We start from the raw sequence: 17,084 nt of genomic DNA on the forward strand, positions 1-17,084 counted from the left end.
CAGGGTCACCGCAGCAAGGGCAGCTGCCTGAGCAGTGAGTACGCAGGTGGCGTCTGAAGCCTGAGTAGAGTGGCCAGCCTGCTGGGCCCGCCGCTGCTGGAAGGTAGCCTCGGTTCGCCACAGCCAGGACGCACCACGATACGCCAGCCTAAAAGCTCAAACCGCCAGGAATCCTTTAAAGAGTGCCGGGCATGGGACAAGAAACGGTGTGAGGGCCAGAGCCACGGCAGCTACGGACCCGGCAACCCGGCAATCCGAGCAATCCGAGCAATCCGAGCTGAGCTACAGTGCGCCATGGGTGGTTGCCTGCTGCTGCCTGATGAATGTCGTGGTTAGCCTATCTTTTCAGCTTTCTAAAGTGTGGCGGCCGGGCGCACCTACGGAGCTGTTGACTCTTGCCAAGGTGCCCGCGTAACTGCCTGCTGAATGGGCGCTGGGGGAGCCCATTGACATGGTGTGGCGGCGTGCCGGACGAATCGCCGGGTACAACACGCTGACATGCTCATCTGCACGGTCACGGCGGCTGCTCAGTACCAGTTCATTGCCGGGGCTGTCCGTTGCTACCTCGGCACTGTAAATGGCCTCAATCCTGCCAGCGACTGTCATAAGAAAACCCAGTTGAAATTGCCTGCGCTCCAGAGTCTTTTCATGGGCGCTCAGGAAGTCCTTGTTCAGATATGAGATCCACCAGTTCGTCATGGCTGATTCCACTTGCAGTCGTAACGAAACCAAGAGCCGCACAATCTGCGCCACATCGGATTCGGCTCCGATCAGGTAAAGGACTTTTTTACTGCTACCAGTGGCCTGCAGGACCCGGACAGTATTAAACGCCAAGGCGATCATGGTGAAACCGCGCGCCTGACCCACCCGGTACTGGCCAGAAAATTCCACCCGCTCTTCCACCATGAGCTCTTGTGGCTTGCCTGACTTTCCGGCTTCTGCATCGATCGTGGCCTGCTCTATTCCGTAGCGGACCATGAGCCGTTCGGCATGTTCTTGAAAAGCCTGGGCTTCGGCGGGGAAGGGCGTGTTGGCGGCCTTGGCGAGCAACTTGGTGATGAGTTTGAGGGTTTTCTCCGCCTTACGGCCCGGTTCCTGTTCCGTTTTCATGAGAAGGCTCCTTGTGCTGGGGCTTTTGCCCTGGTGTTGGGCCGTGAGTACCTGGTGTGCCTGCGGTCCAGGAAACGGTGGACGCTTCCTTACCTGGGACTCTAGCGAGAGGCACTGACATTGAAAGCATGAAAGTAAAAAGTATGAAAGCAAAAACTATGAAAGCCACAGCAGGGAAGCCAGTGATGCCACCCAACTTCAGCATGGTGACGTTCGGCACATAGCTACCTTCTCTGGGTAGTTGGCTACTGACCCTGTTTTTGGGCAAACAAAAAGACTCCCTGAGAACCGTGGTTCCCAGGGAGTCTGTCAGTGCGCGGAAAGGGACTTGAACCCTCACCCCGTTTCCAGGACTAGCACCTCAAGCTAGCGCGTCTGCCATTCCGCCACCCGCGCAGGTGATCGCAGGAATCTGATTCTCACTCTCGTTTGAATCGTTGTTCCCTGCAGCAGCGATGAAAACAATAGCACGACTTTTGCCAGAAACAACAATCGAGTCCTGCCCTACGGTTTTGGGGCACGCCGGGAGCTAGAAACGTCACAAAAGGTAGGCTGGATCAAACGCACCAGTCAGAGGAGTTATGCCGTGAATACCGTCAGGCCCGAGGATGAAGTTGCAGGCATCTGTGCCGATCTCATTCGCTTCGACACCAGTAACTACGCCGACAATGAAGGTCCGGGGGAGCGGGCCATTGCCGAGCATACCGCGGCGCTCATCTCCGAGGCCGGGCTCGCACCGGAGTTGTATGAGTCCTCACCCGGGCGTGCCAATGTGGTCACCCGAATTGAAGGAGAGGACTCGTCCCTTCCGGCACTTGTGGTGCACGGGCACTTGGATGTGGTTCCGGCACTGGCCGCGGATTGGAGTGTGGACCCTTTTGGTGGTGAACAGCGGGACGGGCTGATCTGGGGTCGGGGTGCCGTAGACATGAAGGACATGGACGCCATGATCCTTTCCGTCATGCGGTCTATGGGCCGTGAAGGCCGCAAACCCAAGCGTGACATTGTCTTTGCGTTCTTTGCCGATGAGGAAGCTGGCGGCACTTACGGGGCCCGCTGGTCCGTTGACAACCGTCCGGACCTCTTTGAGGGCGCAACGGAAGCAATCTCCGAGGTGGGCGGCTTCTCTACGGAGATCAATGGTCAGCGCGCGTACCTGCTGCAAACGGCGGAAAAGGGTCTGGCCTGGCTGCGTCTGACCGCCCACGGCAGGGCAGGGCACGGCTCCCACATCAATACGGACAACGCGGTGACCAGGTTGGCCCGTGCCGTCACCCGGATTGGTGATTACACCTGGCCCATCGAGTACACCGACACCACCCGCGCATTCCTTGAGGGCGTCTCGGAGCTGACAGGCATTGAATTTGATGAATCAAACCCGGACACCTTACTAAGCCAGTTGGGTACTGTTTCACGCTTTGTGGGCGCAACCTTACAAAATACTGCCAACCCCACATTTCTTTCCGGCGGTTACAAGGCCAATGTGATACCCGGCACAGCCGAAGCCATGATTGACATCCGGACCCTGCCGGGCCAACACCAACAGGTTCTGGAAATTGTGCGCGAACTGGCAGGAGAGGGGATCGATATTTCCACTATCCACAATGATGTCTCGCTCGAAACACCGTTCGCCGGCAACCTTGTGGACGCCATGATTGACTCCCTTCACGCTGAAGACCCGGGCTCCACGGTCCTGCCGTACACGCTCTCCGGCGGCACTGATAACAAGTCGCTGAGCCGCCTGGGGATCACCGGTTATGGCTTCGCCCCGCTACAACTGCCCCCGGAACTGGATTTCACCGGCATGTTCCACGGAGTGGATGAGCGCGTCCCCGTCGATTCTCTGAAATTCGGCGCCCGCGTCCTAGACCGTTTACTCAGCACCTACTAAGAAAGATCACCATGAGTACGCAGCTGCACGAACTACTGCCGGACGATTTACTGGAGCGCTTCCGTGACCGCGCCAAAGGGTACGACGAGCGTAATGAGTTCTTTCATGAGGACTTGGTTGAGCTGAAAGCGCAGGGTTATCTGCGCATGTTTGCCGCGGAGTCCGACGGCGGACTCGGCTTTGGCTTGGAAGCGGCGGCGGCCGCGCAACGCAGATTGGCCACGGCGGCCCCGGCCACCGCTTTGGCGATCAACATGCACTTGGTGTGGACCGGCGTCGCCCACCTTCTACACGAGCGTGGGGATAACTCCCTCCGCTATGTGCTGGAGGAGGCCGTGGCCGGGGAGGTGTTTGCCTTTGGCAACTCGGAAGCCGGCAACGATTCGGTGCTTTTTGATTCCAATACGGTGGCCGCACCTCTGAGCGATGGCAGTTATTCCTTCACGGGGACCAAAATCTTCACCTCGCTCTCCCCGGCCTGGACCCGTCTAGGCATCTTCGGCAAGGATGAAACGGGAGAAGCGCCGGTGCTGGTGCACGCCTTCATCACGCGGGAAACACCCGGCTACAGCATCAAGGATGACTGGAACACGCTGGGCATGCGAGCCAGCCAATCGTGCACCACGGTGCTTGAGGGTGCCACCGCCCCGGCGGACCGCGTGTTCAGGAAACTGCCTGTGGGGCCCAACGCTGACCCGCTGATCTTTTCCATCTTCGCCTGCTTTGAAACATTGCTGGCCGCCGTCTACACGGGGCTGGGGGAGCGGGCGCTGGCGATCGGTGTGCAGACGGTACACAAACGCCGGTCCAAGAAGACGGGCAAGAGCTACGCGCAAGATCCCGATATTCGCTGGCGCATTGCTGACGCAGCGTTGGCCATGGACGGGCTGTATCCGCAGCTGGAATCAGTGGCCCGCGACGTGGACCAGTTGGTCAATCACGGCAGTCAATGGTTCCCAAAATTGGTGGGGCTGAAAATCCGTGCCACGGAAACCGCGCGCACTGTGGTGGATCTGATGATCCGTGTCAGTGGTGGTAGTAGCGACTTTGCCGGTAATGAACTGGGCCGGCTGTACCGGGATGTTTTGGCGGGAATGTTCCACCCCTCTGACGATGAATCCGCCCACAGCACCATCGCCAACGCCTGGCTGGGACCGGTGGAGGACTAGAAACCGGCAATTCAGAGGCTAGTGCAGTTCATCAGTGCCTAGTGCAGCTCAGAAATTGAGCGCAGGGAATGCTTGCAGCCGTTGCAAGGGTGGTGCGTGCTTAATAAATGTTGAGGGTCCGTTCCACCCTCAACACCTTGCGGCGCATCACGTATTTACGCTGTCCACCCATGTACAAGGTGCTGCGCGCCAATTCCCACTGGCCATATTCTGCATGTTCACGCAGGCGCTGGTAAGCGCCGGGGACTGATTCACCCGGGGTTAGCGTTATCTCAAGGTATTCGTAATGATGCAGGGGAGCCCCGCGCCCGGCAGGGGCTCTCTTGAGATTTTCACGCATGAACAGACCTTCCTCTGAGCCGTGACGGCAGCTTGTATATCCCAAGCTACCCTTTGCCGCGCTCAGAGGAAGGCCTCCACCCGGAATAAGGACTTTCAAGTTCCCTAACTCACTGGTACCGTCAAACGCATGAGCATCGATCCCCGCACAGCACTGAGTGCACTGACCACAGCCTTGGAAGAACACTTGGTGGCTGCATCAGCTCGCCGCGGGGAGGAAGATCCCATTGTTGAAGCAACGTTCCTAGGCATTATTGACGCCTTTGAAGCCTACGAAGAAGCTCTCTTCGACGCCTTCGATGAAGTGACGCCCCTTGTGATCTACGGCGATGACGGCGATGACGGCGAATTTGACGACGAGGATTTCGACGGCGACGGCGACGGTACCAGTGACAACAGCGACAACGGTTCGGACTCAGCGCAGAACGGTCCCATCAGCGACTAGAGCCTTATTCGGCTGACTTTAGTGCGGCTGGATTGGGAGCGGCTGACTTTAGTACAGCTGACCGGAGGCAAGCACCCGTTAATCCTGCCGGGAAACTTCACAGAGGACACTTACTATTTGTTCGGGCAGCTGATCCAGTGACGAGCTCAGAATGTCCTGGAGTTGTTCTTGTGTGCGCGGGCCAACCACGGCGGAGGCAACGGCGTGGTGCTCGAGGAGCCAGGCCAGCGCCACATCAACGGGTGAGCGGCCCAATCCTTGAGCGGCCGTCACCAGCGCGTCAGTGATCCAAACCGGGCGGCCTTCCAAATACTTTTCCACGTAGCTGGCCATGGTGCTGCTGGCTCCGCGTGAGTCAGCTGGAATCTGGCCACGGTACTTTCCGCTCAGGACACCGCGTCCCAGTGGAGCCCAGCACAAGAGCCCTGCGCCCACGTGCTCTGCTGCGGGAATGATTTCCGCTTCTGCCTCCCTCGCCACCAGGGAGTACTCCACCTGGTTGGCCACTATTGTGGCCTCGGATAGGGACGCGGCGCGTGCCAGCTGCCAGCCGTTGTAGTTGGACACTCCCGCATAGCGGACACGTCCGCTGCTGACAGCAAATTCCAGGGCGCCAAGCGTCTCTTCCAACGGAACGTTCTCATCCCACACGTGCGCCAACCACAAATCCAGGTGGTCCGTGCCCAACCGCGCCAATGAGGCATCCAGTCCGGCCAGCATTGCACGGCGTGAGGTATCCACCATACGTCTGTCATTGCGGTGGCTAATGCCTGCCTTGGAGACCAGGACAACATCGCTGCGCGGGACTACATCGCCGAGCAACTCGCCCAGAATTGCCTCACTGCGCCCCTCAACATAACTGACGGCAGTGTCCAGCGTGGTGCCCCCGGCGTCGATGAAATCGCGTAGTTGTGCCCGTGCCGTATCAGCGCTGGTTTCATTTCCCCAGGTCATTGTGCCCAGTGTCAGGGCAGAAACGCGCAGTCCGCTGGTGCCCATGAATCGTTGTTCCATAGCTGCAAGCTTACGGTGAATTAGCTGTGTGAATTGCCCGGCCCGGCGCCCCTTGGCCGCCACGGCCCCGCACATGCTCTAGGCTAAAACCCGTGAACTGGTTTGAAGCTGCCTTCTTAGGCCTTGTCCAGGGCCTGACTGAATTCCTCCCGATTTCCTCAAGCGCCCACCTCTTTGTTGTTGGCAAATTCCTGCCCTCCGGCGCCGATCCTGGGGCGGCCTTTACGGCTGTCAGCCAGTTGGGCACGGAAACTGCAGTGTTGCTGTACTTCTGGCGCGACATCGTGCGCATCATCAAAGCCTGGTGGGGTTCGCTGCGGGGGCAGGTGCCGCGCACCGATCCTGACGTCCGCATGGGCTGGTTGGTCATTATTGGCAGCCTCCCCATTGCAATTTTGGGTGTGGTGTTTCAAAGCCATATTGAATCCACGCTGCGAAACTTGTGGCTGGTTGCCGCCACCCTCATAGTCTTTGGCCTGTTTCTGGCGGTAGCTGACCACGTGGCCAGCCAGAAACGTGAGCTCAAGGATCTGAGCTACAAGCACGGCATCCTTTACGGCTTTGCCCAGGCGCTGGCCCTGATTCCCGGGGTTTCGCGCTCAGGCGGCACCATCACGGCAGGCCTGCTCATGGGATACACCCGCGAGGCGGCGGCGCGTTACGCATTTTTGCTGGCCATTCCCGCAGTCTTCGGCAGCGGCTTCTATGAGCTGTACAAGATTTTCGGTAAGCATGAGGGTGCGGCGGGACCGTTTGGCATGGGCGAAACAATCCTCGCTACGGTCATTGCGTTCGTTGTGGGATATCTCATCATTGGCTGGTTCCTGAAGTACATCTCAACCAAAAGCTTCCGGCCCTTTGTTTGGTACCGTATTGGGTTGGGTTTGCTGTTGTTTATCCTCCTGGGTACCAACGTCATTACCCCCTAACATCCTGACAGTCTTGGGAAGCCGCCGGGGTAGTTCACAGCAAGCTTCGTGTTGTTTGTAAGTTGCGAGCTATATGCTGGTGCCTGTGAAAACTTGGAAGACCCACGCCCTGCCTCAGTTGCCCGGCGTCATGCCAGCCCTTTCCCTGCATGAGACCACACGCCAACGCGTAGTTACTCTGGCAGATACCGGTCCTGCCAGCATGTACGTTTGCGGCATTACCCCTTACGACGCCACCCATATGGGCCATGCCGCAACTTATGTGGCCTTTGACTTGTTGAACAGGGCCTGGCGTGATGCCGACCGCACAGTCAACTACGTTCAGAACGTTACGGATATTGATGATCCGTTACTGGAACGGGCCAACCGCGACGGCGTTGACTGGCGTGAGCTGGCAGTAGCCCAGACGGAGCTGTTCCATGCTGACATGGAGGCTCTGAATGTTCTGGCACCGGAGCACTACATTGGTGCCGTCGAATCCATTGAATGGATCGTCCCAGAGATTGAAGACCTGGTGGCACAGGGGCTTGCCTACGCTGTTGAGGGCAGTGCAGGAGAGCCCGACGGCGATATTTACTTCTCCGTGGAAGGCGCCTCATCGGCACAAAAACTTGCCGAACCCGAATCGCCGTGGTGGCTGGGTCAGGTTTCGGGCCTCAGTCAAGAACAAATGCTCCCAGTCTTTGCCGAACGCGGTGGGGACCCCGCCCGCCTTGGCAAGCGCCACCCGCTCGATGCGCTGCTGTGGCGGGTAGCCCGGGACGGCGAACCCTCATGGGATGGTTCCTCCCTGGGTGCCGGACGGCCGGGCTGGCACATTGAATGCACCGTCATTGCCCAACGCTTCCTACCCAAGCCCTTCACCGTGCAAGGTGGCGGCAGTGATCTCATCTTCCCGCACCATGAAATGGGTGCCGGTCACGCCTACGCACTGAGCCACACGCCCATGGCCTCACATTACGTGCATACCGCCATGGTCGGTTTAGACGGCGAGAAAATGAGCAAGTCGCTGGGCAACCTGGTCCTCGTCTCGCAACTTCGTGCCGACGGGGTAGACCCAGCCGCAATCCGGCTGGCCATCCTGGCCCACCACTACCGAAGCGACTGGTTCTGGACTCAGGAACTGTTGGAAGCGGCGCAGGACCGTTTGGACCGCTGGCGCAAGGCAGCACCTCGGGCCGCCAAAGGCTCCGCAAAGGTGCTGCTCGCCGAGCTGCGAGCAGCCCTCTCACAAGACCTGGATGCGCCGCGGGCACTGGCAGCCGTGGATGCCTGGGCAGAACTATCCACAGTCAGCGACGCGAGTAAAGCATCAGACCGTGATGCCGATCTGGTCTCCGACACGCTCGAGGCTCTGCTGGGGATCGAACTCTAAAGACCGTTGCACAGCGCCGGCAGCTAATGGAGCGCTACTGCTGCTCGTTACCGCGCCGGCGCAGATAGCGTTCGAATTCCTGGGCGATGGACTCCCCGGTGGCTTCGGGGAGTTCCGCAGTGTCCTTGGCCTCTTCGAGCTGCTGGACGTAGGCGGCAATTTCCGCGTCTTCTGTGGCGAGATCGTTGACGCCGCGTTCCCAGGCGCTGGCATCCTCGGCCAGCTCGGCGGTGGGAAGGGAAACCCCCAGGTAATCCTCAATTTTATTGAGCAGGGCCAGTTCCGCCTTGGGGGAGGGCGCCTGGGCCACATAGTGAGGTACGGCTGCCCACAGGGAAACTGTGGGCAGCCCAGCCAGAAGGGCCACCTCGTTGAGCACACCCACAATTCCTATGGGGCCCTCATATTGGGACGTTTCAAGGTTCAAGCTGGTGGCGAGCTGTTCGTCGTCGCACGTTGCTGTGACGGGGATGGGGCGGGAGTGGGGAACATCTGCCAGTAGGGCTCCTACCAGCACCACGTAGTCAACGTTCAGTTCTGCGGCCTTGGCCAGTAATTCCGCCGTGTAAGCGCGCCAACGGTAGGACGGTTCAATCCCGTGCACCAGGACCACATCAAGAGAAGACCCGGGCACGGAAGCTTTGGCGATCTTGGTGACGGGCCACTTGATTTTGTGTCCGCCGGTAGACGTCAGACGAACTTCAGGCCTGGTGAACTGGAAATCATAGTATTCATCCGGTTCAATCGAACCCACCCGTTTGGCATCCCACAGGTGGTGGAGGTACTTCAGGGCATCGCTGGCCGCATCACCGGCGTCGTTCCAGCCCTCGAAGGCGGCCAGCAGGACGGTAACGCGCTGCCCGCCGGCTGCCGCTCTCAGGAACGCTGCCGGTTGCTTGGCTTGCTCATCATTGAATCTGCTCACCTGCCCAGCCTACGGGCCGAAGCTGTTTGCGGCATCACCCACCACGCGCGGCTGTGGAAAAGCGGCTCTTCACGTCCTGCCACGTAGACTAGGGGCATGCTTTCACCCACTTCTGCCATGAACCTTCACGAGACTTCCGCCGCTCTGGTGCTTAAAGCCGTCCTGTGGGACATGGACGGGACCTTGGTAGACACCGAACCTTATTGGATTGCCGCTGAAATCGAGCTGGTGACGGCCCATGGCGGGTATTGGGATGAGGAAATGGCTCACGCCCTGGTTGGCAATGCGTTGGATTCCACCGCCAAGGTACTCCAGGGTGCCGGTGTGGACCTTTCCGAGCGCGAGATCATCGACTACCTCTCCAACTCCGTGGTGGCCGGGCTGCGCAGAGAACTTCCGTGGCGCCCGGGCGCTCGGGAATTGCTGGCTGAACTGCATGGCCGGGGCGTGCGCTGCGCCCTCGTGACCATGAGCGAACGTCATATGGCGGCGGAAGTGGTGGCCGCTCTGGGCGAGGAATATTTTGAATTCCTGATCACCGGCGATGAAGTCACGCATGGCAAACCGCATCCCGAACCGTATCTGCTGGCTGTGAAAGAACTGCAGCGCAGCGATCCCGGCCTGACCCTGGCCCACTGTGCGGCTCTGGAGGATTCCGTTCCGGGAGTCGCCTCGGCCATTGCGTCAGGGATGGCCACCATCGCCATCCCCAATGCCGTTCCGTTGGGTGAAGATGCCCGCCGCACCACCTGGGACACGCTTGCGGGAAAGAGCCACGACGACGTCCAGGCAGTTCTCGCCGCACACGCAGCATTTCTCGATGGTGACGCAACTTCTCTCGCTGGTGACGCAACCTCGGCCGGGGCTGCTTTGTGAACGGTTCCACCGGCAGTGTGAAGCAACGGCGTGAAGGAATGGTGCTGGGCTCCGTCAAGGGAACACCCATCATCTTGGCCAACTCCTGGTTCCTCATCGCCACCATTACTGTCTTGATCTTTGGCCCGCAGCTACAAGCCGGGTTTGGCGGCTGGGCCTATCCGGTTGCTTTTGCCTACGCGCTGCTGTTGCTCTTGTCTGTTTTTATTCACGAGTTGGCCCATGCCGTGGCGGCAAAGATGTACGGCTGGCAAACACACAAAATTGTTTTGAATCTCTGGGGTGGCCACACCGAATTCGATTTCAGCAAGGCCACTCCTGGCAAGGCCTTGGTAGTAGCGTTTTCAGGGCCCGTTGCTAATTTTGTGTTGGCGGGGCTGGGCTGGCTTGTCAAGACAGCGCTGCCCGTGCCGCTCTCGGCTGAGCAAGTCACCCTGGGAGGGTCCATTGCTTTCCTCTTGGCCAATATTTTCATTTGGGCGAACCTGCTGATTGGTCTGTTCAACATTTTGCCCGGCTTGCCGCTGGACGGTGGCAGGCTCGTGGAGTCAATCGTGTGGAAATCCACAGGCAGCCAGGAAAAGGGTACCGTGGCGGCTGGTTGGGCCGGGCGCATCATTGTGGTGTTGATTGTTGCCGTGGTGTTGGTAGTGCCGTATCTGCAGGGTGCGCAGCCGCAACTGACAACGTCATTCATTGTGATCTTGCTGGCGGGTTTCCTGTGGATGGGAGCTTCTGCCTCCATCAAGGGGGCAAATATGCGCCTGCGCCTGCCCGCCATCACTGCTGGCGCCCTGGCCGCACCCGCGGTGAGCGCTTCCCTTGAATGCACCGTGGCCCAGCTCTGGACGCTGCGTGGACAGTTTCCTCAAGAGCCCATAGTTCTCTTTGGCCGTGACGGCCGTCCTACGGCAGTGGTTGACGAATTTGCTTTGGCCCATGTCCCGCCACAGGCTGCGCTGCTCACCCCGGCCAGCGCGGTGGCGAGGACCCTGTCCAAGGGAGCCTACGTTCCGGAGGCGGCCTCAGGCGTGGAGCTTGTCTCCTACCTGGCCCAACTTCCGGATAAGGAATATGCGGTCATTAACCTGGAGGGGAAAGTCACCGGCCTGCTGAGCCAGGCGAAGGTTGTGGCCGCCATGACCGGCAAGGGCACTGCGTGAGGGCCGGCAAAACTCGCCAGCCATAAACCTCGCCAGCCTGAAACCTCTTCGAGCTCTTCCACCCTTTTCCAGCTTTTTCAGCTTTCCCACTATTTTTCCGGCCCGCCAGGCGCGGGCTGCAAACGCTGAACTTTGAGAACCAAACGTGAGGATCCATTTAGATGAAGCAAGACCCAACAGCTCAAGATGCCGGCCAGGCGCCGCACGGTGCGGCTGCCCGCCGCGGTACTTTCCGCCCCGGGGAGCGTGTACAGCTGACTGACGAGCGCGGCCGCATGAACACCATCACCCTGACACCCGGAACGGCGTACCATACGCACAAGGGCTTTTTGAACCATGATCTGCTGATCGGCTCTCCCGAGGGCTCCATGGTAGAAAGCAACGTGGGCCAGCAATACCAGGCACTGCGCCCCCTGCTCTCTGACTTTGTGCTTTCCATGCCCCGCGGTGCGGCAGTGGTGTACCCCAAGGATGCCGGACAGATCATCACCATGGGAGATATCTACCCGGGTGCTCGTGTAGTTGAGGCAGGTGTGGGATCCGGCGCGCTGTCCATCTCGCTACTTCGAGCCGTGGGAGACAACGGCTATTTGCACTCTTTTGAACGCCGTGAAGAATTTGCAGATATTGCCCGCGGCAACGTGGAAACCATTTTTGGCGGCCCCCACCCGGCCTGGAAGATTTCCCTCGGAGACTTCCAAGACCAGGTGGTGGCACAGGAAGCTCCCGGCAGCATTGACAGGGTTGTTTTGGACATGCTGGCACCGTGGGAATGCCTCGACGCGGTAGCCACAGTGTTGGCGCCCGGCGGCGTCTGGATCAACTATGTTGCCACCGTGACTCAGCTCTCCCGCACGGCTGAAGCCATTAGGGCAGATGGTAGGTTTACCGAGCCTGACGCTTGGGAATCAATGGTGCGCGGCTGGCACCTTGAGGGCTTGGCCGTCCGCCCGGACCACCGCATGGTGGCTCACACCGGTTTCCTCATGGTCACGCGCCGGCTCGCTGATGGTGTGACGGGAATGTCCCCGAAGCGCCGCGCGTCGAAAACCGATTTTGCGCAGGAGGACCTCGACGCTTGGACACCTGCGGCTGTGGGCGAACGGTCCGTCTCGGACAAGAAGCTGCGCCGCGCCGCACGTGACGCCTCTTCCACTGTGCAGACCAAGCGTAATCAAGAGCAGTCACAAGAAACAGAAACCCGCCAGGACGGTTTCGGCGAGCAGTAGCAGTATGCTCGGCACTACCGGTTAGCCACGGCTGCGGCGGGATACGCTGCGGAAGGACACAAGGTCATGAACGACTCAACGCACTCCACACCCGAAGATGCGCAGGATGGCACCACGCCTACTGCGGTTCCCCCCGCGCCCGGCTCTCACGGCTCGGCCTATTCGATCGGTCCAGGCCAACAAGCGCTCCTGGAGCGTCAACTCAATGTGCTCCGGGACAAGGCCCGCAACCTTGACCGGGCGTTGGCCTCGGCCACAGCCAATAACTCCAAGCTTGTGGCGGTACTGGAAACAGCCAAGTCTGAAATCCAGAAACTGCGTTCGGCCCTGGAGCGTGACGGTGAGCCACCCTACAGTTTCGGCACCATTGTGGCCTTGAACCGGGTCACGCCCACCAGCGGAGCCAGCACCGCGGTGACCTCGGAAAGCATTGACGTATATGCCTCAGGGCGCAAGATGCGGGTAGGCATGAGCCCGCTGCTGCGCATGAACGAGCTCTCCGTGGGGCAAGAAGTGCTCCTTAATGAGGCGTTCACCGTGATTGCGGCGCTGGGGTGCACCGATGTTGGGGAACTTGTCACCGTGAAGGAATTGTTGGGCACGGACCGCGCCTTGGTCATTGGCCGCTCCGATGATGAACGGGTGCTGCGGCTCGCTGGTACCTTGCATGGCGCCGTCAGGGTGGGGGACGCGCTCACCATGGATGCACGCACCGGCTACGCTCTGGAAAAGATCCCGCGCTCCGAAGTGGAGAACTTGATACTGGAGGAAGTGCCGGATATTTCCTATGCGGACATTGGTGGGCTTGCCTCCCAGATCGAGCAAATTCGTGATGCCGTGGAACTTCCCTTCCTGCATCCTGACCTCTACCGCGAACACGGGCTCAAAGCGCCCAAGGGCATTCTTCTCTACGGCCCGCCCGGCTGCGGAAAGACGCTCATTGCCAAGGCTGTGGCCAATTCACTGGCCAAGCGGGCGCGGGAACGCTCAGGTGTTAAGGATCAGAAAAGCTACTTCCTCAACATCAAGGGACCTGAACTGCTGGATAAATATGTGGGGGAGACCGAGCGCCAGATCCGGCTGATCTTTAGCCGGGCCCGCGAAAAGGCCTCCGACGGCAGCGCCGTGGTGGTGTTCTTTGACGAGATGGATTCACTGTTCCGTACCCGCGGTACGGGGGTTTCTTCCGATGTGGAAACCACCATTGTGCCCCAGCTGCTCAGCGAGATCGACGGCGTTGAACGCCTGGATAACGTGATTGTCATTGGCGCCTCCAACCGGGAAGACATGATTGATCCAGCCATCCTGCGTCCCGGCCGTCTTGACGTCAAGGTCAAAATTCAGCGCCCGGACGCAGAGTCTGCGGCGGATATTTTTACTAAATATGTCACCACATCCCTGCCGTTCCACGCCGATGACGTTTCAGCGAACCACGGCAGCCTCCAAGAAACCGTTGACGCAATGGTTCAGCGCACGGTTGAGGCCATGTACGCCACGGACAAGGGCAATGAATTCCTTGAGGTGACCTATGCCAACGGTGATACTGAAATGCTGTACTTCAAGGACTTCAACTCCGGTGCGGTGATTCAGAACGTGGTGGACAGGGCCAAGAAATATGCCATCAAGGACCTGCTGACCAGTGGTGAGAAGGGCATCCGGATTGAACATATGCTGCGCGCGGTGGTGGATGAGTTCCGTGAGCATGAGGATATGCCCAACACCACCAACCCTGACGATTGGGCAAGAATTTCCGGGAAGAAGGGTGAGCGGATCACCTACATCCGCACCATCGTCCAGAGCAAGGAAGGCCAAGTGCCTGGCCGGACCCTGGAAACCCTGCCAAACACGGGGCAGTACCTGTGAGTGCCGTCCGTGTCATGGGTGCCGAGACGGAATATGGCATCCATGCTCCCGGCACCCAGGAGTTCAATGCCACGTGGCTTTCCGCCCAAGTGGTCCATGCTTACTCACGCGAAACCAGTCACCGGGCGTCTGCTGGCGGGGAAACCCGTTGGGACTATACGGACGAGGACCCGCTCGCGGATGCCAGGGGCTGGTCCATGCCCCGGGCCGCAGCGGACCCCAGTCAGCTCACGGATAGCGAACCGATTCTCACGGCAGCCCAAATCGCTTTGGAGGGCGGGGATGTAGGTGATCACGGGTGGAACACGGGGGCGCCCATGATGAACATGGTGCTGGGCAACGGGGCGCGGTTGTACGTGGATCATGCGCACCCGGAGTACTCTTCACCGGAAGTCTCCAACCCGTTGGATGCCGTGCGCTGGGACGCTGCCGGAGACTTGGTGGCGCTGGCCGCTGTGCGCAGAATTGCCGCCACGCCCGGCATGCCGGGCATTAATCTGTACAAAAACAATACGGATAATAAATCCGTCTCGTACGGCAGCCACGAAAATTATTTGATGCCACGCAGTGTCCCCTTCAAGGACATTGTGAGCGGCTTAACAGCATTTTTCGTCACTCGCGCACTCATGTGCGGAGCTGGCCGTGTGGGCCGGGGGCAGGACGGCTCGGGCCTTGGCTTTCAACTGAGCCAGCGCGCGGACTTCTTCGAAGCGGAAGTGGGGCTGGAGACCACCATTCGGCGCCCCATCATCAATACCCGTGACGAGCCACACGCCACGGCCACTAAGTACCGGCGCCTGCACGTCATTATTGGTGACGCCAACTTGTGTCAAGTATCGAATTTTCTCAAGTTCGGCACCACCGCCCTGGTCCTGGACATGATTGAACACGGATCGGCACCAATGATTGAATTTGCCGACCCCGTAGCAACTCTGCAGGCCGTCAGCCACGATTGGGAACTCAAAGAACTCCATCTACTGAACAATGGTGAGCTGGTCAGCGCCCTGGAAGTGCAGTGGCGCTACTTACACGCCGCCAAGGAGCACTGCGCCACCAACGGCTCCAGCCACCCAGAGACCGGTGACGGACACAGCGCGCAGGTCCTGGCCAAATGGGAAGAGGTTCTCACGGCGCTGGGGGAGGACCCCATGTCCCTGGCCGGACAGTTGGAATGGGTGGCCAAGCTTAACCTGCTTCAGCAATATCGTCTCCGCGACACCATGGACTGGGATGATCCCCGGCTGGGTCTGATAGACCTGCAATGGTCTGATATCCGCCCTGAAAAGGGACTGTACTACAAGCTCTTAGCGCATGGCCGGATCGAGCGGATGGTCAGCGATGAATCAATTGCCGCCGCAGTTCTGCAACCGCCCACAGACACTCGGGCCTATTTCCGGGGCCGCTGCATTCAGAACTTTGGCCCGCACGTTGTGGGTGCCAGTTGGGACTCGGTGATCTTTGAACTCCCACAGCAGCGCAGCCTGCAGCGGGTCTCCACCAAGGAGCCACTGCGCGGGACGGAGGCGCTGACGGGTGATCTGTTTCGCACCCACACGGAACTGCCAGATTTCCTCGCCGCATTGTTAGCCGGCGGAAACTAGCCCCCACGCTGGCTTGGGTGCACCACGGCCCGCCCACTACACGCAAACCCGGCGGGTCCGTGGCAGGATGGTAACAGCTAGTACTATCAGGCTCCGAGCAATCAGTTACGAAGGATGCATCATGGCTTCTCAGGAACAGAAAAACGTCTCCTCCCGTGCCGAGGAAGAACACGTCGACGAGCTTCCCGTACCAACCCCGGCCCCGGATTCGGCAGCAGCCCAGGTAGCCACTTCCGGTTTGGATGACCTGCTGGATGAGATAGATGGGGTGTTGGAAGTCAACGCCGAGGAATTTGTGCGCGGCTTTGTCCAAAAAGGTGGCCAGTAGCGGCCATGACGGGCACCCGGCACAGCGGTTTCCCCCCGCTGGAAGGTGAGGGCTCCTCGTCGTCGTTCCTTGATTTTGTGAGCCGGAACAATCCCGGACTATTGCCCTTTGGGCGCGATCTGCCCGCTGGCTCCATGCCTGCAACCCCGCACGGCACCACCATTGTGGCGTTGACATTTGCTGGTGGGGTGCTCATGGCGGGCGACCGCCGGGCCACGATGGGCACCATGATCGCCAGCCGCCACATTGAAAAAGTGTTCCCCGCTGATAAATATTCGGTGCTGGGCATTGCCGGGACGGCCGGGATCGCCATTGATATGGTGCGCCTCTTCCAGGTGGAACTGGAGCATTACGAAAAAATTGAGGGAACGCGGCTTAGTCTCGAGGGCAAAGCCAACCGCCTCGGGGCCATGGTACGGGCCAACCTGCCCATGGCGCTGCAGGGACTTTCGGTGGTGCCACTCTTTGCCGGGATTGAATACGGAGCAGCCACTGGACGCTTGTTCTCCTACGACGTCACCGGTGGCCGCTACGAGGAACTTGAACACCACAGCGTGGGTTCCGGCTCGGTGTTTGCCCGCGGCGCCCTAAAGAAGCTGTGGCGCCCGGAGCTATCCGAGGAGGACGCTGTGGCTGTTGCCGTGGAGGCGCTCATTGACGCTGCCGATGATGACAGCGCCACGGGTGGGCCGGATCTCATCAGGGCGTTGTGGCCCGTGGTCTATACCGTGAAGAACGACGGCGCCACCCGGGTTTCCCAGGAGGCATTGGCCGCCGCCGTGGCCGGGATTGTGACGCACCGCAGCATCGAACGCAGGGAGGCCTGA

The 17,084-nt window shown here is 59.7% G+C and carries 16 protein-coding genes and 1 tRNA gene; 12 read left to right on the forward strand and 5 right to left on the reverse strand.

Annotated elements, in window-relative coordinates; all coding sequences use genetic code 11:
* Positions 1-345: 345 nt before the first annotated feature.
* Together ABIB48_RS01620 and ABIB48_RS01625 are read right to left on the reverse strand one after the other, a co-directional pair.
* Entirely contained in the window at positions 346-1,110 is a 765-nt protein-coding gene (locus ABIB48_RS01620; RefSeq protein ID WP_315915412.1) for a DUF2786 domain-containing protein, read from the reverse strand.
* Positions 1,111-1,423: 313 nt separating this feature from the next.
* Positions 1,424-1,506, reverse strand: a tRNA-Leu gene (locus ABIB48_RS01625).
* Positions 1,507-1,696: 190 nt separating this feature from the next.
* Here ABIB48_RS01625 and ABIB48_RS01630 point away from each other — a divergent pair.
* Complete coding sequence (locus ABIB48_RS01630; protein ID WP_354211567.1) at positions 1,697-3,001, forward strand: M20/M25/M40 family metallo-hydrolase; 1,305 nt, start codon at positions 1,697-1,699, stop codon at positions 2,999-3,001.
* Between the two features lie 11 nt (positions 3,002-3,012).
* Entirely contained in the window at positions 3,013-4,170 is a 1,158-nt protein-coding gene (locus tag ABIB48_RS01635; protein WP_354211569.1) for an acyl-CoA dehydrogenase family protein, read from the forward strand.
* Between the two features lie 100 nt (positions 4,171-4,270).
* Here the strand turns inward: ABIB48_RS01635 and ABIB48_RS01640 are convergent, their stop codons facing one another.
* A complete protein-coding gene (locus ABIB48_RS01640) occupies positions 4,271-4,510 on the reverse strand; it encodes a DUF5703 family protein (RefSeq protein ID WP_110106753.1) in 240 nt (79 codons plus the stop codon).
* Positions 4,511-4,639: 129 nt separating this feature from the next.
* On the opposite strand from ABIB48_RS01640, the gene ABIB48_RS01645 reads away from it, so the two are divergent.
* Entirely contained in the window at positions 4,640-4,954 is a 315-nt protein-coding gene (locus ABIB48_RS01645) for a hypothetical protein (RefSeq protein WP_354211571.1), read from the forward strand.
* A 78-nt stretch (positions 4,955-5,032) separates the two neighbouring features.
* Here ABIB48_RS01645 and ABIB48_RS01650 read toward each other — a convergent pair whose 3' ends face one another.
* Positions 5,033-5,968 carry an aldo/keto reductase gene (locus tag ABIB48_RS01650; RefSeq protein ID WP_110106873.1) on the reverse strand — a complete coding sequence of 312 codons (936 nt, stop codon included), beginning with the start codon at positions 5,966-5,968 and terminating at the stop codon, positions 5,033-5,035.
* A gap of 92 nt (positions 5,969-6,060) precedes the next feature.
* Here ABIB48_RS01650 and ABIB48_RS01655 point away from each other — a divergent pair, with 92 nt between their 5' ends.
* Positions 6,061-6,897: an undecaprenyl-diphosphate phosphatase gene (locus ABIB48_RS01655; RefSeq protein WP_354211574.1), complete on the forward strand. Its 837-nt coding sequence runs from the start codon at positions 6,061-6,063 to the stop codon at positions 6,895-6,897.
* Positions 6,898-6,982: 85 nt separating this feature from the next.
* On the forward strand, positions 6,983-8,272 hold the full coding sequence (mshC, locus tag ABIB48_RS01660; RefSeq protein ID WP_354211576.1) for a cysteine--1-D-myo-inosityl 2-amino-2-deoxy-alpha-D-glucopyranoside ligase: 1,290 nt from the start codon (positions 6,983-6,985) through the stop codon (positions 8,270-8,272).
* 34 nt (positions 8,273-8,306) lie between these two features.
* Here mshC and ABIB48_RS01665 read toward each other — a convergent pair whose 3' ends face one another.
* Positions 8,307-9,197, reverse strand: a complete 891-nt coding sequence (locus ABIB48_RS01665) for a PAC2 family protein (protein WP_502914082.1) — start codon at positions 9,195-9,197, stop codon at positions 8,307-8,309.
* Between the two features lie 96 nt (positions 9,198-9,293).
* Between ABIB48_RS01665 and ABIB48_RS01670 the strand changes: the two genes are divergently transcribed.
* The 7 genes from ABIB48_RS01670 to prcB all read left to right on the forward strand — a co-directional run bounded on the left by ABIB48_RS01670 (position 9,294) and on the right by prcB (position 17,084).
* Positions 9,294-10,073, forward strand: a complete 780-nt coding sequence (locus tag ABIB48_RS01670) for an HAD family hydrolase (RefSeq protein WP_354211578.1) — start codon at positions 9,294-9,296, stop codon at positions 10,071-10,073.
* Positions 10,070-11,236 (forward strand): site-2 protease family protein, encoded by a 1,167-nt coding sequence (locus ABIB48_RS01675; protein ID WP_354211580.1) that lies wholly within the window; start codon positions 10,070-10,072, stop codon positions 11,234-11,236. The genes ABIB48_RS01670 and ABIB48_RS01675 overlap by 4 nt, the downstream gene beginning before the upstream one ends.
* A gap of 161 nt (positions 11,237-11,397) precedes the next feature.
* Positions 11,398-12,465 (forward strand): tRNA (adenine-N1)-methyltransferase, encoded by a 1,068-nt coding sequence (locus ABIB48_RS01680; RefSeq protein WP_110106758.1) that lies wholly within the window; start codon positions 11,398-11,400, stop codon positions 12,463-12,465.
* A 66-nt stretch (positions 12,466-12,531) separates the two neighbouring features.
* Entirely contained in the window at positions 12,532-14,328 is a 1,797-nt protein-coding gene (arc, locus tag ABIB48_RS01685; RefSeq protein ID WP_502914084.1) for a proteasome ATPase, read from the forward strand.
* Positions 14,329-14,342: 14 nt separating this feature from the next.
* Complete coding sequence (dop, locus tag ABIB48_RS01690) at positions 14,343-15,929, forward strand: depupylase/deamidase Dop (RefSeq protein ID WP_110106876.1); 1,587 nt, start codon at positions 14,343-14,345, stop codon at positions 15,927-15,929.
* Positions 15,930-16,050: 121 nt separating this feature from the next.
* On the forward strand, positions 16,051-16,257 hold the full coding sequence (locus ABIB48_RS01695; protein WP_110106760.1) for a ubiquitin-like protein Pup: 207 nt from the start codon (positions 16,051-16,053) through the stop codon (positions 16,255-16,257).
* Positions 16,258-16,262: 5 nt separating this feature from the next.
* On the forward strand, positions 16,263-17,084 hold the full coding sequence (gene prcB, locus ABIB48_RS01700; protein WP_354211583.1) for a proteasome subunit beta: 822 nt from the start codon (positions 16,263-16,265) through the stop codon (positions 17,082-17,084).

Source organism: Arthrobacter sp. UYCu511 (assembly GCF_040547105.1).
GTDB lineage: Bacteria > Actinomycetota > Actinomycetes > Actinomycetales > Micrococcaceae > Specibacter > Specibacter psychrochitiniphilus.

Coding starts and splice junctions, on each gene's coding strand:
- ABIB48_RS01635 (WP_354211569.1), top strand. CDS start 3,013: ATGAGTACGCAGCTGCACGAACTACTGCCGGACGATTTACTGGAGCGC.
- ABIB48_RS01645 (WP_354211571.1), top strand. CDS start 4,640: ATGAGCATCGATCCCCGCACAGCACTGAGTGCACTGACCACAGCCTTG.
- ABIB48_RS01680 (WP_110106758.1), top strand. CDS start 11,398: ATGAAGCAAGACCCAACAGCTCAAGATGCCGGCCAGGCGCCGCACGGT.
- arc (WP_502914084.1), top strand. CDS start 12,532: ATGAACGACTCAACGCACTCCACACCCGAAGATGCGCAGGATGGCACC.
- ABIB48_RS01640 (WP_110106753.1), bottom strand. CDS start 4,510: ATGCGTGAAAATCTCAAGAGAGCCCCTGCCGGGCGCGGGGCTCCCCTG.
- prcB (WP_354211583.1), top strand. CDS start 16,263: ATGACGGGCACCCGGCACAGCGGTTTCCCCCCGCTGGAAGGTGAGGGC.
- ABIB48_RS01670 (WP_354211578.1), top strand. CDS start 9,294: ATGCTTTCACCCACTTCTGCCATGAACCTTCACGAGACTTCCGCCGCT.
- dop (WP_110106876.1), top strand. CDS start 14,343: ATGGGTGCCGAGACGGAATATGGCATCCATGCTCCCGGCACCCAGGAG.
- ABIB48_RS01620 (WP_315915412.1), bottom strand. CDS start 1,110: ATGAAAACGGAACAGGAACCGGGCCGTAAGGCGGAGAAAACCCTCAAA.
- ABIB48_RS01695 (WP_110106760.1), top strand. CDS start 16,051: ATGGCTTCTCAGGAACAGAAAAACGTCTCCTCCCGTGCCGAGGAAGAA.
- ABIB48_RS01650 (WP_110106873.1), bottom strand. CDS start 5,968: ATGGAACAACGATTCATGGGCACCAGCGGACTGCGCGTTTCTGCCCTG.